The organism is Streptomyces albicerus, assembly GCF_008905045.1.
GTDB lineage: Bacteria > Actinomycetota > Actinomycetes > Streptomycetales > Streptomycetaceae > Streptomyces > Streptomyces albicerus.
Genome location: NZ_VWMY01000036.1, coordinates 45,959 through 61,823, shown reverse-complemented (window position 1 = coordinate 61,823; position 15,865 = coordinate 45,959). Strand labels below are relative to the sequence as shown.

The following is a 15,865-nucleotide window of genomic DNA, read 5'->3' as shown; positions in this document are numbered from 1 at the left end:
GGGAGTTCGGAGAGAGGGAGAGGGAGGGAGTGGGGTTATGGCTACAGCACCCCGTCCGCGTACGACCACACGTGATCCGGAGGAACTCGCGCAGCGGCTGACCGCCTGGCTCGGCGTGCGACTGCCCGGCGCCAAGGCGGTCGACGTCCGCGTCCCCGAGTCCAACGGACTGTCCAGCGAGACCCTGCTCTTCGACATCGAGAACCCCGAACCCCCGGTCCGCGCCTGCGCGTTGAGACTCGCGGCGGACCCGGCGGCGTACACCGTCTTCCCGGTCTACGACCTGCCGCGCCAGTACCGCACCATGCGGCTGGTGGCGGACCGCGCCGACCTTCCGATGCCGCGTGTGCTGTGGCTGGAGGAGGATCCGGGGCCGCTCGGGGCGCCCTTCTTCGTCATGGAGCGCGTCGAGGGGCGCGTACCGCCGGACGTCATGCCCTACACGTACGAGGGGAACTGGCTGCACGCGGCGAGCGACGCCGAGCGTGAGCGGCTGGAGGCCGCCTCGGTCGCACTCCTCGCCCGGCTGCACGACCAAGTCCCGGTGCGCGAGGCTGATTTCCTCGCGGCACCGGGCGACGGCAGCGCGCTGCGGCGTCATGTCGCCGCCCAACGCGCCTACTACGAATGGGTGATTGACGGACTGTCACGCTCACCCCTCATCGAAGACGCCTTCGACCGGCTCGACGCGCTCTGGCCGCACGACGAGGGCGAGACGGTCCTCAACTGGGGTGACGCGCGCATCGGGAACGTCATCTACGACGGCTTCGAACCCGCCGCCGTCCTCGACTGGGAGATGGCGGCCCTGGCCCCGCGCGAGGTCGACCTCGGCTGGATGATCTACCTGCACCGCTTCTTCCAGGACCTCACCATGAGCTTCGGACAGCCCGGACTGCCCGACTTCCTGCGCCGCGACCGGGTGGAGCGGCGCTACGCCCAACTCACCGGCCACACACCGCGGGACATGGACTTCCACACCCTGTACGCGGCACTGCGGCACGCCGTCGTCATGCTGCGTGTCGCCTACCGCCAAGTGCACTTCGGCGAGGCCGCCGTCCCGGCGGATCCGGACACACTGATCCTGCACCACGACAGCCTGCGAGCCATGGTGCAGGGCAGTTACTGGGACTGAAGACCGCTTCTCGGGCGGGAACCGGCCGGCTTGGTGCTCAGGCGGCCTGGCGGCGCATCACCGGCACCTGCATGGGGCGCGAGCCGGGGCCACCCACGTGCGAGAACGGCTGGGTGCGCCAGTCGAGTCCCTGAGGGAGCGTCAACAGCAGGGCGGTGTCCTGCTCCTGGGCCTCCATCGACTCGTCGGCGGGCCGGGCGTCGGCCGCCGTGCGGCCCGTACCGGCGCAGACCGTGAGCCCGAACGGGTTCCACGGCGTCGCGCACAGCGCGTGCTCCGGCAGGACCTCCTCGTCCGCAAGGAGCGCGATGGGCTGCGCGCAGTCCGGGCAGACCACCCGGTACATCTCGAAGGTGTCGTACGCGTCGAGCTCCTCGCCGTCAACGGCGTCCGGTTCGACGCCCTCCGGCTCGGGCTCGACGACGGGCTGCTGCCGCTTGGGCGCGGTGCGACCAGGGCGCTTCAGACTCTGCATGGGCTACTCCCCCTCGGGTGGGCCGACAAGGCACTGCGACCTCGACCACAGCAAGCACTTCCCGCCCCGTCTCTGCGGTAATCACGAGAACATCACGGAACCGATCGCCGCCATGTGGCGTTCGTCACATGCCGCCCGCAGGTGCCCGACGCGGCGGTTTTGTCCCCCACGTGGCACACCGGCTTCTCCGGGCCACATCACAAACCGGGTATGACCTGCGCCGCAGAGTACCCGAGGAGATCAAGGGCACTGTAGGTTCTCCGCCATGGAGGAGCTGGACCGCCACATCGTGCAGCTGCTCGTCGAAGACGGGCGGATGAGCTACACCGACCTGGGCAAGGCTACGGGCCTGTCCACGTCGGCCGTGCACCAGCGGGTGCGCCGGCTGGAACAGCGCGGCGTCATCCGCGGCTATGCCGCGGTCGTCGACCCGGAGGCCGTCGGGCTGCCGCTGACAGCCTTCATCTCGGTGAAACCGTTCGACCCCAGCGCCCCGGACGACATCGCCGAGCGCCTGGCCGACGTCCAGGAGATCGAGGCCTGCCACAGCGTCGCCGGCGACGAGAACTACATCCTCAAGGTCCGCGTCTCGACCCCGCACGAGCTGGAGGAGCTCCTCACGCACCTGCGCACGCTGGCGGGCGTATCGACGCGTACGACGGTGGTTCTCTCCACGCCGTACGAGGCCCGGCCGCCGAAGATCTGAGCCCAGCCGCCGAGGATCTGAGGCCGGCCGCCGAGGATCTGAGCCCGGCCGCCGAGGATCTGAGGCCGGACCCTTCTGCGGCTGTGCCGCGCATTACCGCCCCGCGCACGGGGCGGGCGCGCCGAGGGGCGAGACTGTTCCCCATGAGTGAGAGCACCGCCACCTCCCGGACCGTGTTGCTGCGCGGCGGGGAAGTCCACAGCCCCGCCGATCCGTTCGCCACCGCGATGGTGGTGGAACGCGGGCAGGTCGCCTGGGTCGGTTCCGAGGGCGCGGCCGACGCGTTCGCGGACGGCGTCGACGAGGTGGTGGACCTCGAAGGAGCGCTCGTCACCCCTGCCTTCACCGACGCGCACGTGCACTCCACGGCCACCGGATTCGCCCTCACCGGTCTCGACCTGTCCGACGCCCGCACCCTCGACGAGGCGCTGACTCTCGTACGGGACTTCGCGGCCGGCCGCCCCTCCGACCGGGTGCTCCTCGGCCATGGCTGGGACGCCTCCCGCTGGCCCGAGCAGCGGCCGCCGAGGCGGGACGAGCTCGATGAGGTCACCGGCGGACGCCCCCTCTACCTCAGCCGGATCGACGTCCACTCGGCCGTCGTCACCACGGCCCTGCTGGACATGGCGCCGGGCGTGCGCGAGGCGGCCGGCTTCCAGGACCGCGCTCCGCTCACCCGCGACGCCCATCACGCCGTACGCGCCGCCGCGTTCGCGGCCGTGACCCCGGAGCAGCGCACGGAGGCCCAGCGAGCCGCCCTGCGGCACGCGGCCTCGCTCGGCATCGGCTCCGTCCACGAGTGCGCGGGCCCGGACATCTCCTCAGAGGACGACTTCACCGGGCTGCTGAGGCTCGCCGCCGAGGAGGCCGGGCCCAGAGTCCTCGGCTACTGGGCCGAGCAGGATGTCGAGAAGGCCCGCGCCCTGGGGGCGATCGGAGCCGCGGGCGACCTCTTCGTGGACGGCGCCCTCGGCTCGCACACGGCCTGCCTGCACCACCCGTACGCCGACGCCGACCACAGCGGCACCGCCTACCTGGACTCCGCCGCCGTCGCCGCCCATGTGGTGGCCTGTACCGAGGCGGGCCTCCAGGCGGGCTTCCACGCCATCGGGGACGCCGCCGTGACCTCCGTGGTCGACGGAGTGCGCGTCGCGGCGGAGAAGGTCGGCCTGGCCCGTGTACGCGCCGCCCGGCACCGCGTCGAGCACGCCGAGATGCTCACCCCCGAGACGATCGCCGGCTTCGCCGAACTCGGTCTCACCGCCTCCGTCCAGCCCGCCTTCGACGCGCTGTGGGGCGGCGAGGACGGCATGTACGTCCAGCGTCTGGGCGCCGAGCGGGCTCGTACGCTCAACCCCTTCGCCGGCCTGCTGCGCGCCGGCGTGCCGCTCGCCTTCGGCTCCGACAGCCCCGTCACTCCGCTCGATCCGTGGGGCACCGTCCGTGCCGCGGCCTTCCACCGCACTCCCGAGCACCGGGTGTCCGTGCGCGCCGCGTTCACGGCGCACACGCGGGGCGGCTGGCGTGCGGTCGGGCGGGACGACGCGGGGGTCCTGGTACCGGGAGCGCCCGCGGACTACGCGCTGTGGCGCACCGACGAACTCGTCGTGCAGGCCCCGGACGACCGGGTCGCCCGCTGGTCGACCGACCCCCGCTCCGGCACCCCCGGACTGCCCGACCTGACGCCCGGTGCGCACCTCCCGGTCTGCCTGCGAACCGTGGTGGGCGGCCGGACCGTATTCGTACGGCCGGACGAGTGATGTCCCGGGGTGGCGCGATACGGATCATCGTCCGTCGCCCTGTCGTGCGACCTGGGCATCCTCCGCACTGACCAGGCGTTTGATGCAAAACCCGCAGATCAAACGGCTGTTGACAGCCAACGGCAGGTGGCCGGTAGGTTCGGCCGGGTCCACCACCGGACGTCCGACCGGTGAACTTCCGCGCAGTCGCCGCAGCGCAGTTGGGTCAGGGGTGGTGTGCCGCACCGGCGCACCACCACTGGGAGCCAGGCCCAGCGCCCGCGCCACGGGGCGAGGGAACGTTCCGGCCGGATGGTGTGACCCGGGTGGGGCCCGGACGCTCAGTAGACAACGGCTTTCGGTCGACCCGCAGCCAGCGGGTCCCAGGTCGGCCCGAAGGGCGCCGGGCCCCGATCCGCAGTCCCACACCTCCCTCTCGGAGCCTTCAGGCCAACGCCTCACCAGCGTGAAGAGCGGTGCTCGCTATGGTGGAGCCCCTGCACGGAAGTCTTAAGGGGAAGCTGTGAACGACGGCGGTGGGCGACGGTTCGGTCCGCTCGGCACGACCTTGGTGATCATCCCGACCTTCAACGAGGCGGAGAACATCAAGGCGATCGTCGGCCGGGTGCGGGCCGCCGTGCCCGCCGCACACGTCCTGATCGCCGACGACAACAGCCCCGACGGCACCGGCAAGCTCGCCGACGAGCTGACCATCGAGGACGACCACATCCACGTGCTGCACCGCAAGGGCAAGGAAGGCCTCGGCGCCGCCTACCTCGCGGGCTTCCGCTGGGGCCTGGAGCACGGATACGGCGTCCTGGTCGAGATGGACGCCGACGGTTCGCACCAGCCGGAGGAGCTGCCCCGGCTGCTCACCGCGCTCAAGGGCGCCGATCTGGTGCTCGGTTCCCGCTGGGTGCCGGGCGGGCGCGTGGTGAACTGGCCCAAGTCCCGTGAGTTCATCTCGCGCGGCGGGAGCCTGTACTCGCGCGTCCTGCTCGATGTACCGCTCCGCGACGTCACGGGCGGCTACCGGGCCTTCCGCCGCGAGACCCTCGAGGGCCTCGGCCTCGGCGACGTGTCCTCGCAGGGCTACTGCTTCCAGGTCGACCTGGCGCGGCGGGCCGTCAAGGCCGGCTTCCACGTGGTCGAGGTGCCCATCACCTTCGTCGAGCGCGAGCTGGGCGACTCCAAGATGAGCCGCGACATCCTGGTGGAGGCCCTGTGGCGGGTGACCACGTGGGGTGTGGGGGAGCGGGCCGGACGGATCCTGGGGCGGAAGAAGTGACGCGAGACGTCCTGAGCGGCGTAAGGCGTAAGGCGTCCTGAGCGATGTGTGGGGTCCTGAGCGACGCGACAAGTCCTGAGCCGGGTTCGGATCTGATCCACAGGCATCGCTGACCACCTGTTTATGCCGTACTGAGCCGTGCCCAGGCACACTGGACGCATGACGACTGGCGCTTCGACTCCGCCCCACCCCGCCCGGCCCCGGCGCTCCCCGCTGCTCAGGTTCCTGCCGCTCGGCATCGCCGCATGGCTGGTGCTGGAGATCTGGCTGCTGATCGTGGTGGCGGGCGCGGCGAGCGGGCTCACCGTCTTCCTGCTGCTGGTCGCCGGTTTCGTGCTCGGCTCCGTGGTCATCAAGCGCGCCGGACGCCGGGCCTTTCGCGCCCTGAGCGAGGCGCTGCAACAGCAGCAGAGCGGGGTGCTGCCGCAGGGCGGGGGCAATTCCGAGGGCAACGGCCTGATGATGCTGGGCGGCCTCCTCCTGATGCTGCCTGGCCTGATCTCCGACGCGCTCGGCCTGCTTCTGCTGATTCCGCCGCTCCAGAAGGCCCTCAGCCGCTATGCGGAGCGCACGTTCGAGCGCAAGATGCGTGAGGCGACGCCGGGGACCCTCGGTGACGCTTTCCAGCAGGCCCGCATTCACCGCCCCGACGGCAAGGTGGTCCAGGGCGAGGTGATCCGGGATGACGAGCCGCGGGGATATGAGGGGGACGCGGGGCCGAGGCGTCCGTTGAACGGCTGAGGCCGGAGGTTTCTCGCCCCCGCCGCCCCTACCCGTCCCATCCTCTGGGGCTCCGCCCCAGACCCCGCTCCTCAAACTCCCCCAGCTACCACTGGGAGGCGCCCCCAGGGGGCTGGATTTTCGCGTTTGAGGACGTGGCGGTTCAGGCCGAAAAGACATCCGCACGCACAAAACCGCAGGGACCGTACTCAGAAGTACGGCACCCGCGGTCGCGTGCGTGCGTTGTATGCCGCCCAGCCCCCGGAGGGGCTACGCGGACTTGCGGCTGTCCCGCGGATGGACCGCGATGTTCATCGCCCCAGAGCGAAGCACGGCCAAACGCTCTTCGAGGACCTCTTCGAGCTCCTCCCGCGTACGCCGCTCCATCAGCATGTCCCAATGCGTACGCGCGGGCTTGGCCTTCTTTTCCTCAGGGCCGTCGCCGTCCACCAGGAGTGCCTGGGCCCCGCAGACCTTGCACTCCCACTCCGGCGGGATCTCCGCCTCCACCGAGAAGGGCATCTCGAATCGATGACCCTTCTCGCATGCGTACTCCACGGCCTGGCGCGGGGCCAGGTCGATGCCGCGGTCCGTCTCGTAGCTGGTCACCACGAGGCGCGTGCCGCGAAGAGCTCGCTCACTCATGAATCGTGCCTCCCGGGCTTGTCGCCCACAGGACAGGTGTCGCTGTCGTCGTCATCCGGTCAACGTCCGGTCGGCGGTAAAGATTCCCGTTCCGGGTCATGCGTCGCCGTCGTAGCCGCCCCTTGTTGTACCCACCTGCGTCCGGTTTGTCACATCTGGGAGCAGATGTAACCCACCGTTTCGGCATCTTTGACGCGCAGTAACGGTACGCCTGGCAGGCCAAACGCGTACACTACCGGCCTTTGGCCTCGGGCGCTAAATCCTGTCCGGAACGGGATTGCCCGCGGCGCGCACCGCCTGCCGCACCGGAACCCGCGCGAGCAGCACGAATCCCAGTACGAAGAAGGCCACGAGCGAGATGATCGCGTCCCGATAACTTCCGGTTAGCTGGTATGTCAGACCGAACAGAAGCGGACCCAGCCAGCTCATGCCGCGGTCGCTCATTTCGTACGCCGAGAAGTACTCGGCCTCCTTGCCCGGCGGCACCAGATGCGAGAACAAGGAGCGGGACAGCGCCTGGCTGCCGCCGAGGACGAGTCCGATCCCGGCGGCGAGGACGAAGAACCAGACGGGGGCGCCCGCGGGCAGGAAGAAACCGGCGGCCAGCGTGAGGGTCCAGGCGATCAGTGAGCCGAGGATGGTCCGCTTGGCGCCGTACGTCCGGGCGAGCCGGCCCATCCCGAGGGCCCCGGCCACCGCGAGCAGCTGGACCAGCAGTACGGCGACGATCAGTGTCGACTGGCCGAGGCCCAGTTCCTCGGAGCCGTATACGGAGGCCTGTGAGATGACCGTCTGGATGCCGTCGTTGTAGACGAGGTAGGCCAGCAGGAACGCGAGCGTCAGCGGTTGGCGGCGCATGTCCCGCACCGTCGCGGCCAGTTGCCGCCAGCCATGCACGGATGTCCCCGAAGGGGATGCCGTCGTACGGCGGTCGCGCAGCCGCTTGAGCGGTATGAGTGTGAAGGCGCCCCACCAGATGCCCGCCGAGGCGAGACAGATGCGAACCGCCGTCGCCTCCGAGACGCCGAAGCTGTCATGGGCCGTGTAGAGCACCAGGTTCGCCACCAGGACCAGCGCGCCGGATGCGTATCCGAAGGCCCAGCCCCTCGACGAGACGGCATCGCGCTCCTCGGGCGGGGCGATCTGCGGCAGATAGGAGTTGTAGAGCACCATCGAGACGGCCAACGAGGCATTGGCCACGATCAGCAGGAGGCCGCCGAGCAGATAGCGGTCGCCGTCCAGGAAGAACATGCCCGTGGTGGCCGCGGCGCCCAGGTAGGCGGCGACCGCGAGGAGAGGCTTCTTGCGGCCCGTGCGGTCGGCCGCCGCGCCCGCCAGCGGCATCACGAAGATCGACAGGATCACGGACGCGGACACGCAGTACGCGAAGAAGGAGCCGGCGCGCAGCGGGATCCCCATCGGGTGCACGAACCCGTCCGCGTCCGCGGCCGCCTTGGCCACCGACGTCAGATAGGGGCCGAGGAAGACGGTGAGCACGCTCGTCGAGTAGACGGAGCAGGCCCAGTCGTAGAAGTACCAGCCGCGTTGTTCGCGCCGCCGCTCGGCCGTCTCGTCGGCCGCCCGTTCCCGCACGGTGTCGGTGCCCACCCGTGCCCTCGCTTCCCCGTCGCAGTCCCCGTGAGCGGACGTGCGCATGGGGCGACGGGCCGTCAGACCCAGGTGCCGCGGTCCTTGAGGACCCCGCGCAGCGTCTCGATGTGATCGGTCATGATGCCATCGACTCCCAGGTCCAGAAGACGGTGCATCCGCTCGGGTTCGTTGATCGTCCACACGTGGACCTGCAGCCCGCGCGCGTGGGCTGCGCGCACGAAGCGGTGGTCGACCACCGGGACACCCGACTGGGACTCCGGCACCTGGGCGCAGACCGCCGAGCGGCGCAGTGCGGCGGGCATGCCCCACGAGCGAAGCCGCAGCCCCAGTACACCCCGGGTGCCGTACGAGGTCGCCAGCCGCGGCCCTGCCAGCTGCTGTGCACGAGCCACGCGCGCCTCGGAGAAGGAGCCGACGCAGACGCGGTCCCAGGACTCGGTGCGGCCGATCAGGTCGAGCAGGGGATGCAGCGCGGGCTCCGCCTTGACGTCGACGTTCCAGCGCACGTCCGGGAACGTCTCGAGCAGCTCCTCGAAGAGGGGCACCGGTTCGGCGCCCGCCACGCGCGCGTGCCGTATGTCGTCCCAGGGGAGGTCCGCTATCCGGCCCGCCCCGTCGGTCACCCGGTCCAGGGTCGCGTCGTGGAAGGCGACGAGTTTTCCGTCCGCCGTGGCGTGTACATCGGTCTCGATGTATCGATAGCCCGCCTCGACCGCGCGCCGGAACTGGGCCACGGTGTTCTCCAGGCCGTCCGCCGCTCCGCCCCGGTGGGCGAAGGGGATCGGGCCGGGATGGTCGAGATAGGGGTGGCGTATACGGCTGGTCACCTGCGCAGTATCGCTCGCTCCGGTTGCCCGGCGGCAACAACCGTGCTGCCGCTCGGTGATGCCGGGGGGACGGCGAACACGCGCAGGAAGAGCTGGGCGAGGGGGCCGATGGCGACCGCGTACAGGACCGTGCCCACGCCGACCGTGCCGCCGAGGACGAAGCCCGTGGCCACGACCGCCAGTTCGAGGGCCGTGCGGACCAGGCGGATCGAGCGGCCCGTGCGCCGGTGCAGCCCTGTCATCAGCCCGTCGCGCGGGCCCGGACCGAAGACGGCCGCTATGTAGAGGCCGGTCGCCACGCCGTTCAGCAGGATGCCCGCCACCAGCAAAGGGATACGGACGGCAAGGGGGTGCGCGTCCGGGACCAGGGCGAGCGTGCCGTCCATGGCGATGCCGATCACGAAGACGTTGGAGACCGTGCCGAGGCCAGGGCGCTGACGCAGCGGAATCCACAGGAGCAGGACCGCGGCGCCCACGATGATCGACACCACGCCGATCGTCAGCCCGGTGAGCTCGGCGAGACCCTGGTGAAGTACGCCCCAGGGTTCAAGCCCCAGGCCCGCCTCCACGAGGAGGGCCGAACTCGCGCCGTACAGAGCCAGGCCCAAGTACAGCTGAAGCAGTCGGCGGGGGAGGCGCCCCGCTGGCGGCGTGGACAAGATGTGCCCCCGTGTGGTGGTAGTGGCCTGACTCGTGACACTCTGTGGCTTGAGAAGAAACCTCTTCCATGGCCAATTCGGGGAAGGTGGACTGGAAATCATGGCGCAGTGGACCTCGGCAGTGGGTGCCGCTCAGCTCGCCCGGCTGCTCAACTCCCAGCAGGAGCGCCCGGCGGGCCCCGGCACGCGCCGCCCGCCCGCCTACCGCGCCCTCGCCGACGGCATCCGGCTGCTCGTCCTCGAAGGACGCGTCCCCGTCGCCGCGCGGCTGCCCGCCGAGCGCGAGCTGGCCCTCTCCCTCTCCGTCAGCCGCACCACCGTGGCGGCCGCCTACGAAGCGCTGCGCGCCGAGGGGTTCCTGGAGTCCCGCAGAGGAGCGGGCAGCTGGACCGCCGTACCGGCCGGGAACCCGCTGCCCGCGCGCGGCCTGGAACCCCTGCCGCCCGAGGCCCTCGGCTCCATGATCGACCTCGGCTGCGCGGCCCTGCCCGCGCCCGAACCCTGGCTGACGCGCGCCGTCCAGGGCGCGCTCGAGGAGCTCCCGCCGTACGCCCACACGCACGGCGACTATCCGGCCGGGCTGCCCGCACTGCGCGAGATGCTCGCCGAGCGGTACACCGCGCGCGGCATTCCGACCATGCCCGAGCAGATCATGGTGACCACGGGAGCCATGGGCGCCATCGACGCCATCTGCCACCTCTTCGCCGGGCGCGGCGAGCGCATCGCCGTCGAGTCGCCCTCGTACGCCAACATCCTCCAGCTGATGCGTGAGGCCGGGGCCCGTCTGGTGCCCGTCGCCATGGCCGAGGGCCTCACGGGCTGGGACATGGACCGCTGGCGGCAGGTGTTGCGCGACGCGGCACCCCGGCTCGCGTACGTCGTCGCGGACTTCCACAACCCGACAGGCGCGCTCGCCGACGAGGACCAGCGGCGGCGACTCGTCGACGCGGCGCGGTCCGCCGGCACCGTGCTGGTCGTGGACGAGACCATGAGCGAGCTGCATCTGGACGACGGGCCCGAACTGCCGCGCCCCGTCTGCGGGTTCGACCCGGCCGGCTCCACGGTCATCACGGTCGGCTCGGCCAGCAAGGCGTTCTGGGCGGGCATGCGGATCGGTTGGGTACGGGCCGCGCCCGACGTCATACGCAGTCTGGTCTCCGCGCGCGCGTACGCCGACCTCGGCACCCCCGTCCTGGAGCAGCTCGCCGTGAACTGGCTGCTCAGCACAGGTGGATGGGAGCAGGCCGTGGACATCCGGCGGACCCAGGCCCGCGAGAACCGCGACGCGCTCGTGGCGGCCATCCGCCGCGAGCTGCCCGGCTGGGAGTTCGACGTGCCGCGCGGCGGGCTCACCCTGTGGGTGCGTACCGGGGGCCTGTCCGGTTCGCGGCTGGCCGAGGCCGGCGAGCGGGTGGGCGTGCGTGTGCCGTCGGGACCGCGCTTCGGAGTGGACGGGGCCTTCGAAGGCTATGTGCGGCTGCCGTTCACCGTCGGTGGCGCGGTGGCCGACGAAGCCGCCGCGCGACTGGCCGCAGCGGCCCGGCTGGTGGAGGCGGGAGGGAACGGAGGGACACAGACGCCGCGCACGTTCGTGGCGTGACGCCCTGCGCTGTTCGCGTCGCGATGAGTCCCCCTTGCTCGCGTGGTTCGTGGCGTGGTGCCCCCGCGCCCGTGTGGTTCGAGGCGTGGCGGCGGCCCGCGTGGTTCACGGCGTGGGGCCCCGCGCTCAGCCTTCCGCGGGGACGCCCACCGGGCCTGGCGAGGTGATCCTTACGGGGTGTGCGGGGGCTGTGTCCACGGAGTCTTCCGGGGCTGTGTCCGCCGGTGCCGCGGCCGCCGGAGTCGTGCGCCCCGGCAGCAGACCGAGCACCGCCCGGCGGTGGGTCTCGCTCGTCGCCTCGTCGTAAGGGTCCGGGGTCGCCGGTACCTGGAGGCGGTGGACCGGGCCCGCGCCCAGCCGGGCGTAGCCGCGGCCCGGCGGCACGTCGTGCGTCGGAGTGGTGGGCGGGCGCGACCCGAGGACCGCTTCGAGCTGATCCGTCGACGCCGGGCCGAGGACGACACGCGCGCGCGTGTGCCCCCGTACCGCGTCACTCAGGGACTCCATGGCGTCGAACTGCTCGGCCACCACCACCGTCACACCGGCGGCGCGGCCGTGACGCAGCGGCACCTGGAGGAGGGCCTGCGGGTCCTGGCGGTTGTCGGCCGCCGCGAGGTGGCCGAGCGCGGTCGGGCGGTCCAGGAGGAGCCAGAGGGGACGCCTCGTGTCCTCCGGCGGGGTGAGGCCCGCCTGCCGGGCCCGGTTCGCGGCGATGAGGCGGCGCTCCGTCTCGTGCGCCGCCCACTCCAGGCCGGCCAGCGCACCCGCCAGACCGCATTCGACGGCCAGCACGCCGTCGCGGCCCGTGAGACACGCGAACTCGCCGGTGCCGCCGCCCTCGACGATCAGTACGTCGCCGTGCTGGAGGGCCTGGAGCGCCACGGAGCGCAGGAGGGTGGTCGTGCCGCTGCCGGGTCCGCCGATCGCGAGCAGGTGCGGCTCGGTCGAGCGCACGCCGGTGCGCCAGACGACCGGCGGGACGTCCCGCCGCTCCTCGCCGAAGGTGAGCGGGAGCGTGCGCTGGACGCCGGCCGGGTCGGTGAAGCCGAGGACGGTCTCGCCGGGAGCCGTGACGAATCGCTGGGCGGCGACGTCGGTGGGCAGCGGCGGCAGGACCGTCACGGTGAGCTGGTTGCCCTCCTCGTCCCACTCGAAGCGGTACTCGCGCCCGCGGCCCGACTTGGCGTGCAGCAGCTGTTCGATACGGGCTCGGGCGTCCGCCTCCCCGTCCGTGAAGTACGCGGGGTAGCGGATCGAGAGGTGTGAGACACGGCCGGTGCCGTCGAACTCGTACGAGGCGAAGGCCTTCGCCCAGTCCCCGCCGTGGGCGTAGAGGGGCTCTGGATCCTCGGGGACCGAGAAGTACGGGACGAGCGCTTCGTAGAGCGATTCCAGGCGCTTGGTCTGCGCCTCGTCGGGCCCCGTCGGCCCGGGCGTGCGGTCCCGGCCCCGCCACGCGGCTGCCCCCATCAGGGCGATGACGGCGAGCAGCGGTCCGTACGGCACGAGGGCCACGACCAGGACGACCGAGGCCACCAGGAACAGCAGGGGCCCGCGTCGGTCCTTGGGGGTGTCCGCCCACTTGCGCCGCCCGGCGGCTGCCAGTCGGCGCAGTCCACGAGTGACCGTGATCAGCGGGTGGAGGACGTCGGTGGCACTGTCGGCGGCCGTCCGGGCCAGGTCCCGGCTACGGGCGATGTGTGCGCTGCCGGTACTCACGATGCGGGGGAGAGGGCGCCGGGCCACTGCTGTCTCCTGGAGGTGCGTGCGAGCGGGCTGGGGGTCAGAACTTGATCCCGCCGAGCAGGCTGGCCAGGCTCGCGCCGCCGGCCTGGATGCTCGGTGCGATGGCCGTGCCGGCGAGGTAGAACCCGAAGAGGGCGCAGACCAGCGCGTGCGAGGCCTTGAGGCCGTCCTTGCGGAAGAAGAGGAAGACGATGACGCCGAGCAGGACTACACCTGAGATGGAGAGGATCATGAGAGTTCTCCTGGTCGATGGGGACAGTCACCATGAGTACTTCCAGGCTCACAGCATGTATCCATACGATAAAAGGTGCAACTGAGTGAATTTCCACTTATTTCATCCTGGTGGCTCTGTCCTGCTGGGCCACCAGGGCGGTCGCTCGACGGTTTGCCGCATTCGTGGTGATCTTTGCCTCGGTCGGGCCCGGTCATGTGCCCGCGGAGCCAGTACGCTGGCGATTCACTCGTACGGCCGCACCGCTGACGGCCGCACGTTCTCGCAGTCCCGTTCGTTGTCGCAGTGTTCTCGCAGTGAGAGGCGGTCCGGCCGATGAGTGAAGCCCCCGACCCCGAGGTCGTGGAGCTGGCGACCAAGATCTTCGATCTGGCCCGGCAGGGGCAGACCGAGGCGCTTGTGGCGTACGTCGACGCGGGCGTTCCGGCCAACCTCACCAACGACCGTGGCGACTCGCTCGTGATGCTCGCCGCCTACCACGGCCACGCCGACGCCGTACGCGCCCTCCTGGAGCGCGGCGCCGAGGCCGACCGCATCAACGACCGGGGCCAGACCCCGCTCGCCGGAGCCGTCTTCAAGGGGGAGGACGAGGTGATCCGGGCCCTGCTGGACGCGGGCGCCGACCCCTCCGCGGGCACGCCCTCCGCCGTCGACACAGCTCGTATGTTCGGCAAGGCCGAATTGCTCGACCTGTTCGGCGCGTACTGAACCGACCGCCCTGACCAGGCGAAACAACAATTTTGGGGGAGGCGGTACGGGGCCGCCGGAAATGCGGTCGCGGCAGCGAGAACCGCTGGGTCATCATGACGTCGTGATTCACGGACGCGATGGCTGGGCAGGTGTTGCCGCACCGCGCGGACCGTGATGCGGCCCGCACGGGCCACCGACGAGAGGCAGAGGAAGATGGTCTACAGCAAGCAGGAAACGGCGGGCGCCCCGACGTGTTGTCACGCGGCCAGGTAAAGCAGGATCCCCGGTTGCGTCGACGCTTGATGTGAGGCTGTTTCCCATGTTCGATCCGGTCATAGCGCCCAGCGGTACGCTGCTCGGCCTGCTCCAGAGGGGCCGCGGCGACGGCACGCTGCACGCGCTCACCGCACCGCGCGCCGAAGCGCTCGCGGCGCTGAACCACTGTGTGCTGCGCGACCCCCGCCACGACTGGCAGGTGGAGAACCGCTCCCTCTACTACGCCCGTCTTGTCCTCGACCTGAACGGTGAGCTCGACGAGATCGAGGCGCACCTCTTCGACGCCGAGGACGTCCTCGACACGGACGAGTCACGCACGGGCCTCTCGCTTGCGGTCCTCGGCCATCTCGCCTCGTACGGCAGGCGGGACGCCCTCGAACTGCTCAGGCGATACGCCGCCTGCGGCGCCAACTGGGCCTGGGCCCTCGACGAACTGGCGCTTCGCGACGACGACGCCGGTCTGCGCGCCCTCGCGGCTCCCGTCCTCGCCAGGTTCCCCGCCGATCCCGAAGGCGAGGCCGAACTGGCCGCGGTCGTACGGGACTCCTTCGAACCCCGGCCCTGGCGGCTGTGGGCCGACGATCCCCGCGAATCCATCGGCGCACGCGTGCGCGGCGCCCAGGAGGCAGGCTCCTTCGACCGATGGCAACGGCAGATGCGACCGTCCGGGCCCCGCCCGGGGTGGAGCGTGCGTGCCGTCTTCGAATGGGCCCAACAGGGCATCGAGCGCGGAGCCGCACTGCATGTCCCGGCCGCGCGCTGTCTCACGGCCGTCGCCGGACCCGAGGACCGCCCCGAGATCGTCGAGGCAGCCCGGACCGGAGACGACGGCGCCCGCTGTACGGCGCTGCGCTATCTCGCCGACAGCCACGATCCCGACGCACTCGATCTGATCGAGGCCGCCCAGGCCTCCGGCTCACGGCTCGTCGTGGACGCCGCCGTGGACGCGTTCGAGCGGATGCGGTCCATCGCCGCCGTGGAGCGGGCGCGCGGCTGGGCCCACCGGCCCGACGCCCTCGGAGAGGCCGCCGGGCGCGTCCTCGCCTGCCGGGGCGGCGCACAGGACAGCGAGCTCGTCCTGGGCGCTCTCCGCGAGGCCGTACGGGGCGAGGGGCCGGACGCGCCGACCCTGTGGACCCTCGTCGACGGCGCCGGACGGCTCGGCATCGCCAACGCCGCTCCCGTACTGCGGCATGTGTACCGGGAGACAGCCTCGTCCCATCTGCGCGGGCGCGCGGCCCGTGCGCTGGCCGCCACCGATCCCTCCTTCCCGGCCGGATTCGCCGTCGAGTGCCTCTGGGACTGCGAGGAGTCCACGCGCGAGGTCGCCGCGAGGCACGCCGAGACCGGGGACGCCCGGGTGGTCGACCAGCTCCGGCGGCTCGCCGCCGATCCGGCCGAGGAGGCCGACGTACAGACCGCGGTACGCAGTCGGATCGGGCCGGACGCGTCCGCCGTGTGAGGCCGGGAGGGCGCACCGCGCGAACCCGGATGCGACCCCTGTGTGAGAGTTCCGTCG

Annotated in this window: 15 protein-coding genes; 8 read left to right on the top strand and 7 right to left on the bottom strand. The window is 71.4% G+C overall.

The features are described 5' to 3' along the window. The first annotated feature begins 37 nt into the window (after positions 1–37). Entirely contained in the window at positions 38–1,132 is a 1,095-nt protein-coding gene (locus GAS53_RS30670; RefSeq protein WP_151480985.1) for a phosphotransferase family protein, read from the top strand. A gap of 37 nt (positions 1,133–1,169) precedes the next feature. Here the strand turns inward: GAS53_RS30670 and GAS53_RS30665 are convergent, their stop codons facing one another. Next, positions 1,170–1,607, bottom strand: coding sequence for a hypothetical protein (locus GAS53_RS30665; protein WP_151480984.1), 438 nt, complete (start codon positions 1,605–1,607; stop codon positions 1,170–1,172). A gap of 265 nt (positions 1,608–1,872) precedes the next feature. Between GAS53_RS30665 and GAS53_RS30660 the strand changes: the two genes are divergently transcribed. The 4 genes from GAS53_RS30660 to fxsA all read left to right on the top strand — a co-directional run bounded on the left by GAS53_RS30660 (position 1,873) and on the right by fxsA (position 6,081). Then, the gene (locus tag GAS53_RS30660) at positions 1,873–2,313 is read left to right on the top strand and encodes an Lrp/AsnC family transcriptional regulator (RefSeq protein WP_151480983.1); all 441 of its coding nucleotides are present in this window, start codon (positions 1,873–1,875) and stop codon (positions 2,311–2,313) included. A gap of 143 nt (positions 2,314–2,456) precedes the next feature. Further along, complete coding sequence (locus GAS53_RS30655; RefSeq protein ID WP_151480982.1) at positions 2,457–4,073, top strand: amidohydrolase; 1,617 nt, start codon at positions 2,457–2,459, stop codon at positions 4,071–4,073. 502 nt (positions 4,074–4,575) lie between these two features. Next, complete coding sequence (locus tag GAS53_RS30650; RefSeq protein WP_151480981.1) at positions 4,576–5,340, top strand: polyprenol monophosphomannose synthase; 765 nt, start codon at positions 4,576–4,578, stop codon at positions 5,338–5,340. 159 nt (positions 5,341–5,499) lie between these two features. After that, positions 5,500–6,081, top strand: coding sequence for an FxsA family membrane protein (gene fxsA, locus GAS53_RS30645; protein WP_151480980.1), 582 nt, complete (start codon positions 5,500–5,502; stop codon positions 6,079–6,081). Between the two features lie 249 nt (positions 6,082–6,330). Here the strand turns inward: fxsA and GAS53_RS30640 are convergent, their stop codons facing one another. The 4 genes from GAS53_RS30640 to yczE all read right to left on the bottom strand — a co-directional run bounded on the left by GAS53_RS30640 (position 6,331) and on the right by yczE (position 9,802). Next, positions 6,331–6,705 (bottom strand): RNA polymerase-binding protein RbpA, encoded by a 375-nt coding sequence (locus tag GAS53_RS30640; RefSeq protein WP_003977404.1) that lies wholly within the window; start codon positions 6,703–6,705, stop codon positions 6,331–6,333. A gap of 255 nt (positions 6,706–6,960) precedes the next feature. Beyond that, the gene (locus GAS53_RS30635; RefSeq protein ID WP_151481040.1) at positions 6,961–8,313 is read right to left on the bottom strand and encodes an MFS transporter; all 1,353 of its coding nucleotides are present in this window, start codon (positions 8,311–8,313) and stop codon (positions 6,961–6,963) included. A 62-nt stretch (positions 8,314–8,375) separates the two neighbouring features. Further along, positions 8,376–9,143 carry a glycerophosphodiester phosphodiesterase gene (locus GAS53_RS30630; protein ID WP_151480979.1) on the bottom strand — a complete coding sequence of 256 codons (768 nt, stop codon included), beginning with the start codon at positions 9,141–9,143 and terminating at the stop codon, positions 8,376–8,378. Continuing rightward, positions 9,140–9,802 (bottom strand): membrane protein YczE, encoded by a 663-nt coding sequence (gene yczE, locus GAS53_RS30625; protein WP_151480978.1) that lies wholly within the window; start codon positions 9,800–9,802, stop codon positions 9,140–9,142. Before yczE ends, GAS53_RS30630 begins: the two co-directional genes overlap by 4 nt. 100 nt (positions 9,803–9,902) lie before the next feature. On the opposite strand from yczE, the gene GAS53_RS30620 reads away from it, so the two are divergent. After that, a complete protein-coding gene (locus tag GAS53_RS30620) occupies positions 9,903–11,402 on the top strand; it encodes an SCO1417 family MocR-like transcription factor (protein WP_151480977.1) in 1,500 nt (499 codons plus the stop codon). Positions 11,403–11,528: 126 nt separating this feature from the next. On the opposite strand, the gene GAS53_RS30615 is transcribed toward GAS53_RS30620, so the two are convergent. Next, positions 11,529–13,148: a hypothetical protein gene (locus GAS53_RS30615; RefSeq protein ID WP_151480976.1), complete on the bottom strand. Its 1,620-nt coding sequence runs from the start codon at positions 13,146–13,148 to the stop codon at positions 11,529–11,531. Between the two features lie 37 nt (positions 13,149–13,185). Then, positions 13,186–13,380, bottom strand: a complete 195-nt coding sequence (locus GAS53_RS30610) for a hypothetical protein (protein ID WP_151480975.1) — start codon at positions 13,378–13,380, stop codon at positions 13,186–13,188. Between the two features lie 315 nt (positions 13,381–13,695). On the opposite strand from GAS53_RS30610, the gene GAS53_RS30605 reads away from it, so the two are divergent. Further along, the gene (locus GAS53_RS30605) at positions 13,696–14,088 is read left to right on the top strand and encodes an ankyrin repeat domain-containing protein (protein WP_151480974.1); all 393 of its coding nucleotides are present in this window, start codon (positions 13,696–13,698) and stop codon (positions 14,086–14,088) included. 301 nt (positions 14,089–14,389) lie between these two features. Further along, positions 14,390–15,808, top strand: a complete 1,419-nt coding sequence (locus GAS53_RS30595) for a HEAT repeat domain-containing protein (RefSeq protein WP_151480973.1) — start codon at positions 14,390–14,392, stop codon at positions 15,806–15,808. Positions 15,809–15,865: the final 57 nt, after the last annotated feature.

Bases quoted from the DNA above. Each gene is read 5' to 3' on its own strand.
- GAS53_RS30670 (WP_151480985.1), top strand. From the start codon at position 38: ATGGCTACAGCACCCCGTCCGCGTACGACCACACGTGATCCGGAGGAA.
- GAS53_RS30665 (WP_151480984.1), bottom strand. From the start codon at position 1,607: ATGCAGAGTCTGAAGCGCCCTGGTCGCACCGCGCCCAAGCGGCAGCAG.
- GAS53_RS30660 (WP_151480983.1), top strand. From the start codon at position 1,873: ATGGAGGAGCTGGACCGCCACATCGTGCAGCTGCTCGTCGAAGACGGG.
- GAS53_RS30655 (WP_151480982.1), top strand. From the start codon at position 2,457: ATGAGTGAGAGCACCGCCACCTCCCGGACCGTGTTGCTGCGCGGCGGG.
- fxsA (WP_151480980.1), top strand. From the start codon at position 5,500: ATGACGACTGGCGCTTCGACTCCGCCCCACCCCGCCCGGCCCCGGCGC.
- GAS53_RS30640 (WP_003977404.1), bottom strand. From the start codon at position 6,705: ATGAGTGAGCGAGCTCTTCGCGGCACGCGCCTCGTGGTGACCAGCTAC.
- GAS53_RS30620 (WP_151480977.1), top strand. From the start codon at position 9,903: ATGGCGCAGTGGACCTCGGCAGTGGGTGCCGCTCAGCTCGCCCGGCTG.
- GAS53_RS30610 (WP_151480975.1), bottom strand. From the start codon at position 13,380: ATGATCCTCTCCATCTCAGGTGTAGTCCTGCTCGGCGTCATCGTCTTC.
- GAS53_RS30605 (WP_151480974.1), top strand. From the start codon at position 13,696: ATGAGTGAAGCCCCCGACCCCGAGGTCGTGGAGCTGGCGACCAAGATC.
- GAS53_RS30595 (WP_151480973.1), top strand. From the start codon at position 14,390: ATGTTCGATCCGGTCATAGCGCCCAGCGGTACGCTGCTCGGCCTGCTC.